General features: G+C 71.6%; 14 protein-coding genes and 1 pseudogene. 10 read left to right on the top strand and 5 right to left on the bottom strand.

Translation table 11 applies throughout. The features are described from left to right. Window positions 1–79 precede the first annotated feature (79 nt). From BSB02_RS27455 to BSB02_RS27445, 3 genes are all read left to right on the top strand, one after another. Entirely contained in the window at window positions 80–631 is a 552-nt protein-coding gene (locus BSB02_RS27455; protein WP_240506678.1) for a CGNR zinc finger domain-containing protein, read from the top strand. 49 nt (window positions 632–680) lie between these two features. Continuing rightward, the gene (locus tag BSB02_RS27450; protein WP_084963397.1) at window positions 681–1,151 is read left to right on the top strand and encodes a pyridoxamine 5'-phosphate oxidase family protein; all 471 of its coding nucleotides are present in this window, start codon (window positions 681–683) and stop codon (window positions 1,149–1,151) included. 170 nt (window positions 1,152–1,321) lie between these two features. Next, entirely contained in the window at window positions 1,322–2,524 is a 1,203-nt protein-coding gene (locus tag BSB02_RS27445; RefSeq protein ID WP_084963396.1) for a hypothetical protein, read from the top strand. A 24-nt stretch (window positions 2,525–2,548) separates the two neighbouring features. Here the strand turns inward: BSB02_RS27445 and BSB02_RS27440 are convergent. After that, window positions 2,549–3,028, bottom strand: a pseudogene (locus BSB02_RS27440) (SDR family oxidoreductase); the annotation flags it as partial. Between the two features lie 237 nt (window positions 3,029–3,265). Between BSB02_RS27440 and BSB02_RS41615 the strand changes: the two are divergent. Continuing rightward, window positions 3,266–3,592: a cyclophilin-like fold protein gene (locus BSB02_RS41615; RefSeq protein WP_084963395.1), complete on the top strand. Its 327-nt coding sequence runs from the start codon at window positions 3,266–3,268 to the stop codon at window positions 3,590–3,592. Between the two features lie 51 nt (window positions 3,593–3,643). Continuing rightward, entirely contained in the window at window positions 3,644–4,348 is a 705-nt protein-coding gene (locus BSB02_RS27430) for an SDR family NAD(P)-dependent oxidoreductase (RefSeq protein ID WP_084963393.1), read from the top strand. A 208-nt stretch (window positions 4,349–4,556) separates the two neighbouring features. Here the strand turns inward: BSB02_RS27430 and BSB02_RS27425 are convergent, their stop codons facing one another. Further along, complete coding sequence (locus tag BSB02_RS27425) at window positions 4,557–5,318, bottom strand: SDR family NAD(P)-dependent oxidoreductase (protein WP_084963391.1); 762 nt, start codon at window positions 5,316–5,318, stop codon at window positions 4,557–4,559. A gap of 119 nt (window positions 5,319–5,437) precedes the next feature. Between BSB02_RS27425 and BSB02_RS27420 the strand changes: the two genes are divergently transcribed. Further along, window positions 5,438–7,723 (top strand): HelD family protein, encoded by a 2,286-nt coding sequence (locus BSB02_RS27420; RefSeq protein ID WP_084963588.1) that lies wholly within the window; start codon window positions 5,438–5,440, stop codon window positions 7,721–7,723. 57 nt (window positions 7,724–7,780) lie between these two features. Here BSB02_RS27420 and BSB02_RS27415 read toward each other — a convergent pair whose 3' ends face one another. Continuing rightward, entirely contained in the window at window positions 7,781–8,218 is a 438-nt protein-coding gene (locus tag BSB02_RS27415; protein ID WP_084963587.1) for a MarR family winged helix-turn-helix transcriptional regulator, read from the bottom strand. Window positions 8,219–8,304: 86 nt separating this feature from the next. Between BSB02_RS27415 and BSB02_RS27410 the strand changes: the two genes are divergently transcribed. The 4 genes from BSB02_RS27410 to BSB02_RS27395 all read left to right on the top strand — a co-directional run bounded on the left by BSB02_RS27410 (window position 8,305) and on the right by BSB02_RS27395 (window position 14,986). After that, on the top strand, window positions 8,305–11,469 hold the full coding sequence (locus BSB02_RS27410) for an efflux RND transporter permease subunit (protein ID WP_084963389.1): 3,165 nt from the start codon (window positions 8,305–8,307) through the stop codon (window positions 11,467–11,469). Between the two features lie 41 nt (window positions 11,470–11,510). Next, window positions 11,511–12,974, top strand: coding sequence for an adenylosuccinate lyase (gene purB / locus BSB02_RS27405; RefSeq protein ID WP_084963387.1), 1,464 nt, complete (start codon window positions 11,511–11,513; stop codon window positions 12,972–12,974). 8 nt (window positions 12,975–12,982) lie between these two features. Further along, window positions 12,983–13,720, top strand: coding sequence for a GNAT family N-acetyltransferase (locus BSB02_RS27400; protein ID WP_206184920.1), 738 nt, complete (start codon window positions 12,983–12,985; stop codon window positions 13,718–13,720). A 234-nt stretch (window positions 13,721–13,954) separates the two neighbouring features. Then, entirely contained in the window at window positions 13,955–14,986 is a 1,032-nt protein-coding gene (locus BSB02_RS27395; RefSeq protein WP_084963385.1) for a DUF4037 domain-containing protein, read from the top strand. Window positions 14,987–15,041: 55 nt separating this feature from the next. Here BSB02_RS27395 and BSB02_RS27390 read toward each other — a convergent pair whose 3' ends face one another. Then, entirely contained in the window at window positions 15,042–15,947 is a 906-nt protein-coding gene (locus BSB02_RS27390) for an SRPBCC family protein (RefSeq protein ID WP_206184919.1), read from the bottom strand. Continuing rightward, window positions 15,944–16,282 carry an ArsR/SmtB family transcription factor gene (locus tag BSB02_RS27385; protein WP_084963383.1) on the bottom strand — a complete coding sequence of 113 codons (339 nt, stop codon included), beginning with the start codon at window positions 16,280–16,282 and terminating at the stop codon, window positions 15,944–15,946. Before BSB02_RS27385 ends, BSB02_RS27390 begins: the two co-directional genes overlap by 4 nt. Window positions 16,283–16,420 lie beyond the last annotated feature (138 nt).

Raw genomic sequence — 16,420 nt, 5'->3', positions numbered from 1 at the left:
AAGTTCACCGTCTAGGTACGATATGACAGTGACGATAGACGCCTGGCGCATCACTGGTCAACCCCAAATAGACAGTTATGTGAATCGGTGGGTGGAGCTCGCCGTCGTCCTGGTCAACACGCTGGCGATCACGCGGGTGCGGGGCCGTACCGCGGCGCCGCCCGCCGACGGGCCGGCGCGGCTGGCGGCCCTGGAGGGGGCGCTGGAGGGGGCGGGGCGGCGGCCGTGGGAGGGGCTGACCGCCCGCGACGCCGACCGCCTGGCCGGGGTGGCGGCGGAGCTGCGCCCGGTCTTCTGCGCCGGCGAGGACCTGCTGCGGGTGGCGGCGGGGTTGAACGAGGTGCTGGTACGGCACGGCGCGGTGCCCAACCTGCACGGGGAGGGGCCCGTGCTGGCCTTCCACCGGGAGGGCAGCGACGTGGTGGAAGCCGTCGCCGCCGACTGCGCGACCGCGCTGGCGATGGTGATCGGGGTGGGCCAGGCGGCGCGGCTGAGCTCCTGCTCGGCCGGGGGATGCGAGGCGGTGTTCTTCGACACCACGCGCAACGCCTCGCGCCGGTTTTGCAGCCTGGCCTGCCAGAACCGGGCCAAGGCGAGCGCCTACCGGGCGCGCCGCGCGGCGCGGGGGTGAGCCGCGGGCGAGGGCGGAAGTGTCGGTGGCGCCCGGCAGGATGGGCGCCATGAGTTCATGGGCCGAGTTCGAGAAGGACGCGCCGCAGCTCGCCGCGACCGTGCGGGAGCTGATGGGCAGGCACCGGCACAAGGTGCTGGCCACACTCCGCAAGGACGGCTCGCCGCGGGTCAGCGGCACCGAGTGCGAGATCAGGGACGGCGAGCTGTGGCTCGGCTCGATGCCGGGCGCGGTCAAGGCGCTGGACCTGCGGCGCGACCCGCGCATGGCGCTCCACGTCACCTCGCCCGACCCCGACGAGCGCGATCCGTCCGCCTGGGCGGGCGACGCCAAGCTGGCGGGCCGGGCGCAGGAGGTCACCGATCCGGAGGTCCTGCGGCGCTTCGAGATGCCCGGGGAGGGGCCGCACCTGTTCCGCGTGGAGGTGGAGGAGGTCGTGTGGACCCGGGTGGAGGGCGACGAGCTGGTGATCGACAGCTGGCATCCGGGGCGCGGGGTGGAGCGGATCCGCCGTAAGTAATCTACAATGTAAAGGCGCCGGGTTTTGTGTGCCTATCCACATGAAACACAGCAGAAAGCGCCGAGGGAGCAGGGGATCGCGCGCCGGCGCGATAGGGCGGGTGTTGGCTGCCCGGGTCGAGGGGTAGCGGGAGGGCTCCAGCTCAGCCGATCCGGAGGGAGCACGGACCGATGACCTTCAATCCCCTGCAGGAGAGAGGCATTCCGCTGGACAGGCAGGTGCGCACCTGGCGTGAGCTGAACGTGACGCCGCTCGACCCCGACCACGCCGATCCCTACACCCGCTGCCGGGTGATCGCGATGAACGGCATCGAGGTCGAGGCGATCCTGTTCAGCCACCAGTTCGCGCGGCACTGCCCCGACCCGGAGGTCAAGCGGCAGCTCGCGCAGACCCGCTACATCGAGGCCCAGCAGCAGAAGGCGGTCAACTGGCTGTTGCCGGGCCTGGCCTCGGTGCTGGAGACGACGCTCGCCTATGAGCAGGTCGCGGTGGACCTGACGGCGTGGGTGGCGCGGATGGAGCCGGATCCGTATCTCAAGCAGGCCTATGAGTTCGGGGTGCTGGAGGACTTCGACCACCTGTACCGGTACGCCAACCTGTTCGAGATGATCGAGCATCGCAAGGCCGAGAAGGTCGTCGACCAGCTGACCGAGGTGATGCCCGGCCGGCCGACGATCCGTCACCACCGGCATCCGATCGACAACGTGCGCGAGCCGTACGACAAGACCGCCGCCGATCCGCTGTCCAAGCTGCACGCTCTGACGATCATGTCGGCGGAGCAGCAGACCATGAACTTCTACATGAACGTCGGCCCGCAGTACATGGAGCCGATCGCGCGTCAGCTCTACCAGGAGATCGGGCTGATCGAGGAGGAGCACGTCACGCACTACGAGTCGCTGGTGGATCCGGGCGAGACGTGGTGGGAGCAGCTGGTCAACCACGAGTACAACGAGTGCTACCTGTACTACTCCTTCCTGCAGACCGAGTCCGATCCCAAGGTCAAGGCGATCTGGGAGCTGCATCTGAACATGGAGCTGGAGCACCTGCGGCTGGCGGTGGAGCTGTTTCGCAGGCACGACGGCCGTGAGGTGGAGCAGGTGGTGGCGCCTCGGCTGCCGCAGCCGGTGACGTTCGAGCCGAACAAGGGCTATCTGCGGGAGCTGATCGCCACGCAGATCGACTACACGACGCTCGGCACGGGGTATGTGCGGGAGGCCCATGAGCGGTTCGAGCGGATGCAGGAGCAGCTGCATGGTGGTGAGGAGCCGCCGAGCGAGCAGGTCATCGCGGACAACCGGGACAAGTCTGGCCGGGAGTACCGGCTGGAGACCGAGGGGCCGCATCCGGTGGAGGAGCTGCGGATGCGGGATTAGCGGCGACACGCTGAGCCGCCACGGTCAGCGGGCTACGTAGCCGCCGTCGACGGGCAGGGCGACGCCGATGGCGAAGCTCGCTCCCGGGCTGCACAGCCACAGCACGGCCTGGGCGATCTCCTCGGCGGTGCCGAGCCGGTTGATGGGCTGGTTCGCCTCGGCCTCGGCGAGGTCGAGCTCCCCTTTGGCGATCATGCCGGTGACCATCGGGGTGTCGATCGTGCCGGGGCAGATGGCGTTGATCCGGATGCCGCGCGGCACGTACTCGAGGGCGGCGCTGGTGGTGAGCCCGATGACGCCGTGCTTGGAGGTGTGGTAGGAGGCGCGGCCGGGGATGCCGGCCAGGCCGCCGAGGGAGGAGCAGTTGACGATGGCGCCGCTGCCCTGGGCGCGCATGTGCCGCAGCTCGTGCTTCATGGAGGCCCAGACGCCGCGCAGGTTGACGGCGGTGACCCGGTCGAAGACCTCGACGGCCTCGTCGGCGGCGTCGCTGGGCGGGATCTGGACGCCGGCGTTAGACCCTCATCGTCGGGTCACTCGCGATGCTGCTCGCTCTTGCCGGCTGCGCCGCCGCCACCGGCCGGCACCCGCTACCTCAGCGAACGTTCCGGCGTCCCCGCCCCCGTCTGCCGGTACGGCGGGCACGCCGAACGCCACTGCGGCCCCGACGTCTTCGGCCACCGCCTCGCTCCCGCGTCAGATCGAAGGCAGCGTCGTGCGTTTCACCGCGCCGGTGTCTCCGTGGACGTGGTCCTCGGCGCCGACAACGCCACCACCCGCGACTTCCTGTCGATGCTCCCGCTGACCCTGACGTTGGAGGAGTTCAGCGGTCGCGAGAAGATCGGATACCTTCCGCGCAGGCTGGACACCACCGGCTCGCCGGGATCGGACCCGGAAGACGGCGATCTCATCTACTTCGTGCCGTGGGGCAACATCGGCTTCTACTACAACAGCGCCGGCATCGGCCACTCCGCCCAGGTGATCCACCTGGGCACCTACCGGGCCTCCACCGAACAGCTGGACAGGCTCCAGGGCGGGTACGTCACCGTCGCCCTGACAGATCCATGATCATCGGCTGGCGATCGTCTGTCGCGCCTGCCGTACGACAAGGGAACCGATATGGCACTGATCCTGGTAACCGGCGCGGCCAGCGGCCTCGGCCACGACACGGCGCACGCGCTCGCCGACGACGGGCACGACGTGGTTGTCCACGTCCGCAACCAGGGCCGCCTCACCGACGCCTCCCGGTGGAAAGGCGCCCTCTTCGGCGATCTCGCCGAGATCGACGAGATCCGCGACGTCGCCCGCCAGGCCGCCGCGTTCGGCCGCTTCGACGCCGTCATCCACAACGCCGGCGTCCTGGACTCGCCCGACGTGATCACCGTCAACATCCTCGCGCCGTACACGCTCACCGCGTTGATGGCCAAGCCGGCCAGGCTCATCTACCTCAGCAGCTCCATGCACCGGACCGGTTCCACCGACCTGCGGCGGCTGGCCTTCGGCACCGCCTCCTACGCCGACACCAAACTGTGGGTCACCGCCCTCGCGTTCGCCTGCGCGTCCCGATGGGCCGGGACTGTCAGCCACGCGGTGGACCCCGGCTGGGTCCCCACCCGCATGGGCGGCCGCGGCGCGCCCGACGACCTGATCGCCGGGCACCGGACCCAGGCCTGGCTCGCCACCGGCGACGACGTCATCCCGCCGACCGGCGGCTACTGGTACCACCGGCGCATCCAGGCACCGCACCCGGCGGCGGGCCGGGCGGACTTCCAGGCCCGGCTCCTCGAGGCGCTGGCGGACCGTACGGGTGTTCCGCTCTCCTGAGCGCCACTCGGCGCGCGGTGGTCGTCGGCCACCGCGTCGACCACCGTGTCGCCGCCGTCGATGGCGCGCCGGGCGTAGGTGTGGACGATCTCCTCTTCGCCGGTCTCGCGGACGGCGAGTAGCCGTACCAGCCGCTGGAAGGCCTGTTCGGCCTCGTCGAATTCGGGCGGGCGGGCCGCAACCCCGGCGCGGGCCGACGTGGGAGCGGTCAGTGGACCGAGAAGCCGCCGTCGACGAACAGCATCTGGCCGGTGACGAAGGCCGAAGCCGGTGAGGCGAGGAACACCGCGGCGCCGGCGAAGTCCTCGGGGAGGCCGTTGCGGCCGGTCATGTGGCGGGCGGCGAGCTGGTCGACACGTCCGGGGATGGCCTGGGCGGGTTCGGTGAGGGGGGTGAGGACGAAGCCGGGGACGATGGTGTTGACGCACACGCCGCGGGAGGACCACGCCTCGGCCTGGGAGCGGGTCAGCCCGGCCAGGCCTGCCTTGGACACGCCGTAGGCGCCGCTGTGGCCGAAGGCGCTGATGGACTGCTGGGAGCCGATGTTGATGATCCTGCCCCAGCCGCGGCGGGCCATGGCGGGGCCGAAGTGCTGGCCGAGCAGGTAGGGGGCGGTGAGGTTGACGGCGATGGTCTGCTCGTAGTCCTCGACGGTGAGCTGGTCGAGGGGTTTGCGGATGTTGGTGGCGGCGTCGTTGACGAGGATGTCGATGTCGCCGGCCTGCCGGCACACCCGCCGGAGGTCGGTGCGGTCGCCCATGTCGGCGCTGATCCATCCGGCTCGCACGCCGTGGCGGGCCAGGCGGTCGCAGGCCTGGCGTAGGGCCTGTTCGCGGCGGGCGACGAGGAGGAGGTCGGCGCCGGCGCGGCCGAGGGCCTCGGCGATGGCGTAGCCGATGCCGGAGCTGCCGCCGGTGACGAGGGCGCGGCGGCCGTGGAGGGAGAACAGGTCGCGCAGGTAGTCCGACACGAGCTGGAACGATAGCGCGGATGTGCGGAGGCACACGATCCCTGCTACGATTGGGAAACTCGCGCACACCAAACAGAGGTCTTCAAACCTCTCAGAAGGAGAGTACCAACGGAATGGCGATGCGTCAAGCTGTCAAGCTCGAACAGGCCCGCGTGACCTTCCTGTACGGCTGGCTGGACGCGGCACGCGAACGCGCCGCCTCGGCCCTGCGTCAGGCCTATGCCTCCGGCTCCCATGCGGTGCTGGCGCGCGAGCGGGTCGAGCGCGAGGCGGCCGCCGCCGAGCAGGCCCGCCGCCTGGCCCAGCTGCAGGCCGTCGAGGAGGGCCTGGTCTTCGGCCGGATCGACCACGCCGACGGCGAAAGCGTCTACATCGGACGGATCGGCCTGCGCGACGATGACCACGAGTCGGTCCTCATCGACTGGCGCGCCCCGGCCGCCCGCCCCTTCTACCTGGCCACGCCGAGCGACCCGGGGTCGCTGGTGCGCCGCCGCCACATCCACACCCGCGAGCGGACCGTGGTGGGCCTGGACGATGAGGTGTTCGACCTGGAGCGGATGGCCGAGGAGGACCGGCGCACGCTGGTGGGCGAGGCCGCGCTGCTGGCGGCGCTGCGCCGGGGCCGCACCGGGCGGATGAGCGACGTGGTGGCCACCATCCAGCGCGAGCAGGACCGGGTGATCCGCTCGGGCCTGGCCGGGGCGCTGGTGGTGCAGGGCGGGCCGGGCACCGGCAAGACGGTGGCGGCGCTGCACCGGGCGGCCTACCTGCTCTACACCCATCGCGACACGCTGGAGCGGCGCGGGGTGCTGGTGGTGGGGCCCAACGCGATGTTCCTGCGCTACATCAGCCAGGTGCTGCCGTCGCTGGGCGAGACGCAGGTGGTGCTGGCCACGGTGGGCGAGCTGTTCCCGGGCGTGAGGGCCACCGAGCAGGACCCGCCGCGCACCGCGGTGGTCAAGGGCGATCCGCGCATGGCCGAGCTGGTGGCCGCGGCGGTGGCCGATCGGCAGCGGGTGCCCGACGGCGACCTGGAGGTCGAGGTGGAGGGCGAGGTCCTGCGCGTGGAGCACGCGGTGTGCGAGCGGATCAGGGATCGGGCGCGTGCCGTACGGCTGCCGCACAACATGGCGCGCAAGCTGTTCGTCACCGAGATGCTGCGGGAGCTGGCCAGGGCGCAGGCGCGGCTGTTTGAGGAGGCGACGGCGCTGACGAACTTCTTCTCCGAGCGCGAGGCGGCCGAGCTGGAGCGGCGGCTGGCCGAGGAGGCCCCGCCGGTGCTGGAGGAGGAGGATACCGAGGCCGACCTGGCCTATGCGGCCGAGACGCTGTGGGGCTATCCGCAGGTGCGGGCGGCGATCGAGGAGCTGTGGCCGGAGCTGACGCCGCAGCAGCTGGTGGCCGGCCTGCTGGCCGATCCGGGCCGGCTGGCCCCCGCCGATCTGGACTGGGAGGCCCTGCTGCGGCACGGCACCCCCGACGGGCCGTGGACGGTCGGGGACGTGCCGCTGCTGGATGAGGCGGCCGAGCTGCTGGGGGAGGACGATTCGGCGCGGCGGGCGGCCGAGCGGCGGGCCGCCAAGGAGCGCGAGGAGGCCGAGCTGTATGCGCGGGAGGTGCTGGAGGTCTCCGGCGTGGCGGCCGAGGGGCTGCGGGAGATGCGGGCCGACATGCTGGCCGAGCGGCACCGGGACGCCGGTCCGGCGCTGAGCACGGCCGAGCGGGCCAAGGCGGACCGCACCTGGGCCTACGGGCACGTGATCGTCGATGAGGCGCAGGAGCTGTCGCCGATGGCCTGGCGGATGATCATGCGGCGGGTGCCGGCGCGGTCGCTGACGGTGGTGGGCGACGTCGCCCAGACCGGTTCGGCCGCGGGGGCCCGTTCGTGGGGGGAGGTGCTGGACCCCTACCTGGCGGGCCGCTGGCGGGAGGAGCGGCTGCTGATCAACTATCGCACGCCGGTGGAGATCATGGAGGTGGCGCGGCGGGTGCTGGCCCTGGTGGATCCGGCGCTGGAGCCGCCGGAGTCGGTGCGGTCGGGCGGCGATCGGCCGCGGGCGGTGCGCTGCGCGGTGGAGGACCTGCCCGCTCTGGTGGCCGGGGAGGCGGCGGCGATCGAGGAGGGCCGCGTGGGCGTGGTGTGCTCGGATGCGGCGCATCCGGCGGTGCTGAAGCTGTTCCCGGGCGCCGACGACGTGGACGCGCCGGTGGCGGTGCTGACCGTGACGCAGGCCAAGGGGCTGGAGTTCGACGCGGTGGTGGTGGTCGACCCGGCCGGGATCCTGGCCCAGCCGCAGGGGGCGCGGGATCTGTATGTGGCGGTGACCAGGGCGACGCGGCGGCTGACCGTCGCCTACGACAGGGAGCTGCCGGACGTGCTCCGCGACTGTGAATCTACAATGTAAAGCCAAGGGGATAGGAGAACACTCAGACTCACTCTCGTAAACCCTTTAGCAACGAGGTCACAGGTCTTCGGCGATCTCGCGGATCTTCGTGGTGACGTGGTCGAGGGCGCGCAGCGTCTCGAGGTCGAGGCGCTGCATGATCTGCCGGTAGCGGGCCAGGCCGGCGTCGGTGATCTCCCGGACGAGGGCGCGGCCGGTGTCGGTGAGCTCGATGCGGCGTACGCGCCGGTCGCGTGGGTCTTCGTAGCGGTTGACGAGGTTGTGGGCGATGAGCCTGTCGACGATGCCGGTGACGGTGCCGAGGCTGACGCCGAGGCGTTGGGCGAGGTCTTGGCCGGAGGCGGTGCCGTACTCGGCGAGCATGATGACGACGTGCAGCTGGCGCACGGTGAGGTTGCTGGTGAACAGGGGGGAGCGGTGCTGGAGGAACAGGCGGTTGAGGTGGCGTTGGGTTTCGCTGATGCGTTTGATCAGTTCGTCGCGTTCGTCGGTCACCCTCACCCCTTGTTTCCTGAGAAGGTTATCAGGAACGTTCAGCGGCGTTAAATATTCGCCCAAGGCGAAGTGTTAGCCTGGGGCGCATGACTGCCCTGGCCCGTCTGAGTCTGGCGAACCGCAGCCTGGTGGTGTTGATCGCGCTGGTGCTCAGCGCTTTCGGTGTGTTCGCGATCCCGCAGTTGAAGCAGCAGTTGTTTCCGTCGCTGGCGTTTCCGGGCGCGTTCGTGGTGGCGGCGTATCCGGGGGCGTCGCCGGAGATCGTGGAGGAGCAGGTCACCGAGCCGATCGAGGATGCGCTCAAGGGGCTTGAGGGTGTGGAGGAGGTGCGGTCGGCCTCGCGGGAGGGGGTCTCGCAGGTTCAGCTGGCCTTCGCTTACGGCACCGACATCGAGGCGTCGGTGAGCCGGATGCAGCAGGCGATCTCGCGGGCGACCTTGCCGGAGGCGGTGGAGCCTCAGGTGGTGGCGGGCAACACCGATGACATTCCGGTGATGGTGCTGGCGGTGGGGGATGGGGGTGATCCGCGGGCGATGGCCGAGAAGCTGCGGCGGATCGTGTTGCCGGAGCTGCGGGGCATCGAGGGGGTGCGGGAGGTCGCGGTCACCGGGGTGCGGGATGAGACGGTGGTGATCCGGCCGGATCTGGGGAGGATGGCGCTGGCGGGGGTGTCGCCGGCGCAGGTCGCGGAGGTGTTGCGGGCCAATGGCACGCCGGTGCCGGCGGGGGCGTTGGCGCAGGATGGCCGGTCGTTGACGGTGCAGGTGGGTGAGCGGGTCGATTCGCTGGAGGAGTTGAGGGGGCTGTTTTTGACGCCCGTTCAGCCGCAGCGGCAGGTTCAGGTTCCGCCGTCTTCGGGGCAGCAGCAGGGTCGGCTTCCGCAGGGGCAGCAGCTCAAGCCGGTGAGGCTGGGTGATGTGGCCACGGTCGAGCAGGGGTTGGCCGAGGCGACGACGGTGACGCGGACGGACGGCAAGCCGAGCCTGGGTGTGTCGATCACGATGGCGCCGGACGGGAACGCGGTGAGCATTTCGCATGCCGTACGGGGGAAGCTTTCGGAGTTCACGCGGGCGCTGGGGGATTCGTCGGACACGGCGGTGAGTGTGGTGTTCGATCAGGCGCCGTATGTGGAGCGGTCGATTGAGGATCTGACGACCGAGGGGTTGCTGGGGCTGGCGTTCGCCGTTTTGGTGATCTTGGTGTTCTTGTTGTCGGTGCGTTCGACGCTGGTGACGGCGGTGTCGATTCCGCTGTCGGTGGTGATCGCGTTGATCGCGTTGTGGGCGGGTGACTACTCGCTGAACATGCTGACGCTGGGGGCGCTGACGATCGCGGTGGGCCGGGTGGTGGACGACTCGATCGTGGTGCTGGAGAACATCAAGCGGCATCTGGGGTACGGCGAGGCCAAGCGTGAGGCGATCGTCGCGGCGGTGCGTGAGGTGGCGGGGGCGGTGACGGCCTCGACGCTGACGACGGTGGCGGTGTTCGCGCCGATCGCGTTCGTGGGCGGCATGGTGGGTGAGCTGTTCGCGCCGTTCGCGATCACGGTGACGGTGGCGTTGCTGGCTTCGCTGGTGGTGTCGCTGACGGTGATCCCGGTGCTGGCGTTGTGGTTTTTGAAGGCTTCGCCGCTGTCGCCGGAGCAGGCGCGGGCGGTGCAGGAGCGGGAGCTGCGCAGCCCGTTGCAGCGGGCGTATGTGCCGGTGTTGCGGTTCGCGACGCGGCGGCGGCTGGTGACGCTGGCGGCGGGGCTGGTGGTCTTCGTGGTGACGATGGGCCTGGCGGGCCGGTTGGAGACCAACTTTTTGGACTCCTCGGGGCAGGACACGATCACGATGACGCAGCGGATGCCGGCGGGCACGGATCTGGCCACCTCCGATGCGGCGGCCAAGAAGGTGGAGGCCGAGCTGGCCGATCTGGAGGGGGTGGCGTCCTATCAGGTGACGGTGGGCGGCGGCAATCAGATGATGGGCGGGGTGGGCGGTTCGGCGGACCGGGTCACCTATTCGATCACCGTGGCGGAGGGGACCGACACGCCGGCGCTGGAGGAGCGGCTGCGGCGGCGGGTCGCGGGCCTGGCCGGTGTGGGGGAGGTCACGGTCGGCGCCGCCGGCGGCGGGGGTGGCGGGCTGGCGAGCGATCAGGTGCAGGTGATCGTGCGGGGTGCGGATCTGCAGGCGTCGGCCGATGCGGTGGCGGCGGCGATGAAGGAGCTGCCGGGGCTGCGGGATGTGACCTCCAACCTGGAAAACAGCGCGCCGCGGGTGGTGGTGCGGGTGGACCGGGAGAAGGCGGCGGCGCGGGGGCTGTCGGAGGCGCAGATCGGGCAGTTGGTGGCGCAGGCGTTCCGTGGGGCGCCGTTGGGTGAGCTGACGTTGGAGGGGCGTGCCAGCCGGGTGGTGTTGCGGGTCGGTGAGGCGCCTGGGGATGTGGAGGCGCTGGAGCGGCTGCAGCTGGCCACCTCGTCGGGGCTGGTGCGGTTGTCGTCGGTGGCCGAGGTGGAGCAGGTGGCGGGGCCTGCGCAGATCACGCGGATCGACGGGGAGCGGTCGGCGACGGTGTCGGCCAAGGTGGTGGGCAGTGATCTGGGTGCGGTGAGCCGGGAGCTGACGGCCAAGCTGGACGCGCTCGGGGTGGAGTATGAGATGGGCGGGGTGTCGGCCGATCAGGCGGAGGCGTTCGCCGATTTGGGGATGGCGATGCTGGCGGCGATCGCGATCGTGTTTTTGATCATGGTGGCGACGTTCCGCAGCCTGGTGCAGCCGCTGATCTTGCTGGTGTCGGTGCCGTTCGCGGCGACGGGGGCGGTGGGGCTGCTGGTGGCGACCGGCACGCCGTTGGGGGTGCCGGCGTTGATCGGCATGCTGATGCTGATCGGCATCGTGGTGACCAACGCGATCGTGCTGATCGATCTGGTCAACCAGTATCGGGCGCAGGGCATGGGGATCGTCGAGGCCGTGGTGGAGGGTGGCCGGCGCCGGTTGCGGCCGATCCTGATGACGGCGGTGGCGACGATCTGCGCGCTGACGCCGATGGCGTTGGGGGTGACCGGGTCGGGCGGGTTCATCTCCCGGCCGCTGGCGATCGTGGTGATCGGGGGGCTGGTGTCCTCGACGCTGCTGACGCTGGTGCTGGTGCCGACGCTCTACGTTCTGGTGGAGCGGGCCAAGGAGCGGCTGCGGCGGGGCGGGCCGCGGCGGGGCGGGCCGCGGCGGCAGGCGCCGGCCGGGGAGTTGCAGCCGGTCGGGTGAGCGCGGGGTAGGCCGGGGGTACGGCGGGGCCGTACCCCCTGATGGGTTGTGGGCGGGTGGCGGCGATAGGCTGGGGCAACGTGAAGCCGCTTATCCCCAACGTCCTGGCCGCCCGCTATGCCTCGCCGGAGCTGGCCCGTATCTGGTCTCCCGAAGCCAAGGTGGTCGCCGAGCGGCGGCTGTGGCTGGCGGTGCTGCGGGCGCAGGCCGAGCTGGGGGTGGCGGTGCCCGAGGGGGTGCTGGCCGACTACGAGAAGGTGGTCGAGCAGGTCGATCTGGCCTCCATCGCCGAGCGGGAGCGGGTGAGCAGGCACGATGTGAAGGCCCGCATCGAGGAGTTCAACGCCCTGGCGGGGCATGAGCATGTGCACAAGGGCATGACCTCGCGCGATCTGACCGAGAACGTCGAGCAGCTGCAGATCCGCGACAGCCTGCTGCTGGTGCGTGACCGGGTGGTGGCGCTGCTGGGGCGGCTGGCGTCGCTGGCGCAGGAGCATGAGGCGAGCGTGGTGGCGGGCCGTTCGCACAATGTGGCGGCGCAGGCCACCACGCTGGGCAAGCGGTTTGCCACGGCGGCCGATGAGCTGCTGGTGGCCTTCGGCCGGTTGGAGGAGCTGCTGGCGCGTTATCCGCTGCGGGGTCTCAAAGGGCCGGTGGGCACCGCGCAGGACATGCTGGATCTGCTGGGCGGGGATCGTGCCAAGCTGGCCGAGCTGGAGGATCGGGTGGCGGCGCATCTGGGGTTCGCGCGGCGGCTGACCAGCGTGGGGCAGGTGTATCCGCGGTCGCTGGACTATGAGGTGGTCTCGGCGCTGGTGCAGTTGGCGGCGGCGCCGTCGTCGCTGGCGGTGACGATCCGGCTGATGGCGGGGCATGAGCTGGTGACCGAGGGGTTCGCACAGGGGCAGGTGGGGTCCTCGGCGATGCCGCACAAGATGAACACCCGCTCGTGTGAGCGGGTCAACGGGCTGATGGTGGTGCTGCGCGGCTATGCCTCCATGGCCGGGGAGCTGGCGGGAGGCCAGTGGAATGAGGGGGATGTCTCCTGCAGCGTGGTGCGGCGGGTGGCGTTGCCGGATGCGTTCTTCGCCTTCGACGGGCTGGTGGAGACGATGCTGACGGTGCTGGATGAGTTCGGCGCGTTCCCGGCGGTGATCGCGGCGGAGCTGGACCGCTATCTGCCGTTCCTGGCGACGACGAAGATGCTGATGGCGGCGGTGCGGGCGGGGATGGGCCGCGAGCGGGCGCACGAGCTGATCAAGGAGCATGCGGTGGCGGCGGCGCTGGCGATGCGGCAGCGGGGGGCGGCCAACACGCTGGTGGAGCGGCTGGCGGGCGATGAGCGGTTCCCGCTGGACCGGGCGGCTTTGGAGGGGCTGCTGGCGGATCGGGTGTCGTTCACGGGGGCGGCCTCCGACCAGGTGGAGGCGGTCTCGCGGCGGGTGGGCGAGGTGGTGGCGGCCCATCCGGAGGCGGCGGCCTACCGGCCCGGCGCCATCTTGTGATCCGCCGGTTGCGCACCCTGGCGCAGGTGGCGGCCGCGTGCGGGGATGACGACCTGGTGATGTGGGCGGCGCAGGACCTGTCGCGCGGCCGGGTGTGGGCGTGCGGGGATGCGGGGGATGCGGGGGATGCTGTGGTGGCGGCCTGCCCGGGGTTGGCGCGGCGGGACCGGATGGCGGTGTGGGGCGATGCGGCGGGTGCGGCGCGGCTGGTGGAGCACGCGCTGGGCGAGCTGGGGCCGTCGTTTCGGCCGCTGGGGGAGGCCGATCTGGTCGCCGCGGTGGCCTCGAAGGTGGCGGGCCTGGTGGTGGCGGGGGCGTTTTCGTGGATGAGCCTGGCGCGGGCGCCGGCTGGCGGGGCGACCGGCGGGGTGGGGTGGCTGCCGCCGCAGGCGGAAGGGGAGGTGGCCGCGCTGCTGGCCCGGCATGCGCCGCAGTCGTATGCGGTGCCGGGGATGGCGGGGGTGGCGCGCTGGGCCGGTGTGCGGGTGGGCGGCGAGCTGGCCTCGGTGGCGGCCGAGGCGTGGAGCGCGCCGTCGGTGGGGCTGGTGGCGGGGGTGGCGACCGTGGCGGCGTATCGGGGGCGCGGGCTGGCCGAGCGGGTGTGCCGGTGGGTGGCGGGTGAGCTGGTGGCCCGCTATGGGCGGGCGGCGCTGATGGTCGATGACGACAATGCGGCGGCTTTGCGGGTGTATGGGCGGCTGGGGTTTACGCGGCGCCGGATCGCGGCCGCCGCCCTGGCCGCCTGACGGGCTCGCTGTGCCTGTGGCCGTTTCTCCGGTGCGGGTGTGCCGCGTGCGCGCCGACGTCTGGAACCCCTTTGCCTGGCCGGCGCGTCGCCCACCGGGGACATTCTCCCCCTCCTTGTCCTATCGTCTTGCCGTCACGTTGGCGGGTCATGTGAGGGGCGGCGCGGAGGTGACAGTGGGTGGGCGCTAAATCGGATGAATCCCTCGATTCTGTCAGGCACAGTTGACGGGGTGATGAGCGGATTCGTGCCCGGGCTGGAGCTGTCGCGGGCCTTCTACGCCCAGGTGGTGGCGCCGCTGTTGCGGGATGTACGGCACAGCGCGGCGTTGATCGGGCCGGGGTCGGAGGTGCTGGCCTTCGACACCGCGCGGTCGGTGGATCACGACTGGGGGCCGCGGGTGCTGGTGTTCGTCGAGCCGGGCGCGGCCGAGCGGGTGCGGGGGCGGGTGGCGGCTGAGCTGCCGGAGCGCTTTGGCGGGTATCGGACGGTGTTCGCCTATCGCGGGGTGCTGGGCCCGGGGGCGACGGTGAGTGAGCTGGGGCCGTGGCTGAGCGGGGTGCTGGGGTTCGACCCGCGCGAGGGGGTGGGGGTGGCGGACTGGCTGGCGGTTCCCTGGCAGCGGCTGGCGGAGGTGACCGCGGGCGAGGTGTTCCACGACGGGCTGGGGGAGCTGGAGGCGGTGCGGGCGGCGTTGCGCTGGTATCCGGCTGATGTGTGGCGGTATGTGCTGGCCTGCCAGTGGCGGCGGCTGGCGGCGGAGGAATCGTTTCCGGGCCGGTGCGCCGAGGTGGGCGATGAGCTGGGCTCGGCGGTGGTGACGGCGCGGCTGGTGCGAGAGGCGATGCGGCTGGCGTTGCTGATGCGCCGCCGCTATCCGCCCTATGCCAAGTGGCTGGGCAGCGCGTTGCGGCGGGTGCCGGGGTCGCTGGAGCTGGGTGAGGCGCTGGCGGCGGCGCTCGCGGCCCGATCCTGGCCGAATCGGGAGGCCGGGTTGTGCGCCGCCTATGAGCTGCTGGCCGGCTGGCACAACCGCCTGGGACTGACCGAGCCGCTGCAGGGGCGGGTGCGCGCCTTTCACGACCGGCCGTTCCGGGTGATCGGCGGGGAGCGGTTCGCCCAGGCGCTGCTGGCGCGGGTGACCGACCCGGCCGTGCGGGCGTTGCCCGAGGTGGGGTGTGTGGACCAGCTAGGGGAGGCCAGCGAGGTGCTGGTACGGCCCCAGCTGGCCCGCCGGGTGGCCGCCGCCGGGCTGGGCCTGGACTAGCCGCAGCACAGCCGGCCGGCTGCCGTGGGTCACGTCCGGCCGGCTGTGCTGCGGGTCAACGGTGGGTGGCCAGGGCGGTGGCGAGCCGGTCGACGTGGTCGGCCCAGTCCTGCGGATCGCCGTCGGCGCTGGTGAGGATGAGGCGCGCGCCGTGGCCGGTGCCTTCGGTCAGCTCCCAGCGGACGCTGCCGTGGGCGGTGCCGTACTCCAGGAGTTTGGCGGGCTCCGCACGGGTGACGGGGCCGGGCGTGACCGGCGGGATGGTGAAGGGCGCGGGCGGCGGCTCGCCTGGGGCGGCCCGCGGGCCGCCCCAGGCTTGCCAGGCCAGGTCGGCGGGTGCGGTGAGCTGGCGTTCCACGCGGGTCAGGCCGCCGGCTGTCTCGGGCCGGTGCAGGCCGAACTGGTGCACGTAGTGCTCATGCAGGGCGGTGTGGTCCGGTACGGCCTGGCTGGTGGGCTGGTCGGTGGGCTGGGGGCGGCCCGCCAGGTGGGTCTTGAGGGCGGCCAGGCAGATGTGCCAGCCGGAGGCGAAGCTGGCGGCGCCGTAGCGGTCGGCGAAGGTGTGGGTGAGCAGCAGCACGCTGCCCTCGCCGTCGGGGAGGATCTCCCAGCGCAGGTGGTCCTCGCCCCAGGTGAAGGCGAACAGGCGGGGCGGGTCGCGGTCGGTGATGACGCCGTCGGGGCCGAAGGAGAAGCGGATGCGGTTGCCGTCGATGGCGACCTCGGCGGGGAACCAGGCGGCCAGGTGCTCGGGCTCGGTGAGGGCGCGCCAGACCTTGTCCGGCGGGTGGGGCAGGCGGCGGCGCATGTGGAGCTGGGCGGGGGCGGTGCCGGTCAGGCGGTCCTCGCGCATCTCGCCGCCCGCCTCGCCGCCTGTCCCCTGAGCCATCCCGCCGTTCATGCCGCCGTTCATGCCGTTGTCCGCGCCGCCGTTCATGTCGGGGCTCATGTCGGGGTTCATCCGGGTGGTCCTTCCATGGTGTCCAGGTGCGCCTGCAGGGCGTCCAGGTGCGCCTGCAGGGCGTCCAGGCTGTCGCTCCACAGCCGCCGGTAGGGGGCCAGCCAGGCGTCGATCTCGGCCAGCGGCTCCGGACGCAGCTCATACCAGCGGCGCTGGGCGTCCTTGCGGACGGTGACCAGGCCGGCCTCGCGCAGCACGCGCAGGTGCTTGGAGGTGCCCGGCTGGCTCAGGCCCAGGTGGGCGGTCAGTTCGCCGACCAGGCGGGGCCGTACCAGCAGCAGGTCCAGGATGCGCCGGCGGGCCGGGTCGGCCAGGACGTCGAACGGGTGCGTCACCCCACCAAAATAGCCTACCGGTTATATTTCCACAGGGTTATAAAATGCTGTGGGTGAACACGCGCCCGCCAGGCGGCCGGGCGGGGCTAGGGTCAATGCCGGGTAGTTAAGGCCCACCGCGTGTTGTCAAGTCGGGGC

The sequence above is a fragment of the Thermoactinospora rubra genome (assembly GCF_002093975.1).
GTDB classification, from domain to species: Bacteria; Actinomycetota; Actinomycetes; order Streptosporangiales; family Streptosporangiaceae; genus Nonomuraea; species Nonomuraea rubra_A.
This window is presented reverse-complemented; position numbering and strand designations above follow the sequence as displayed.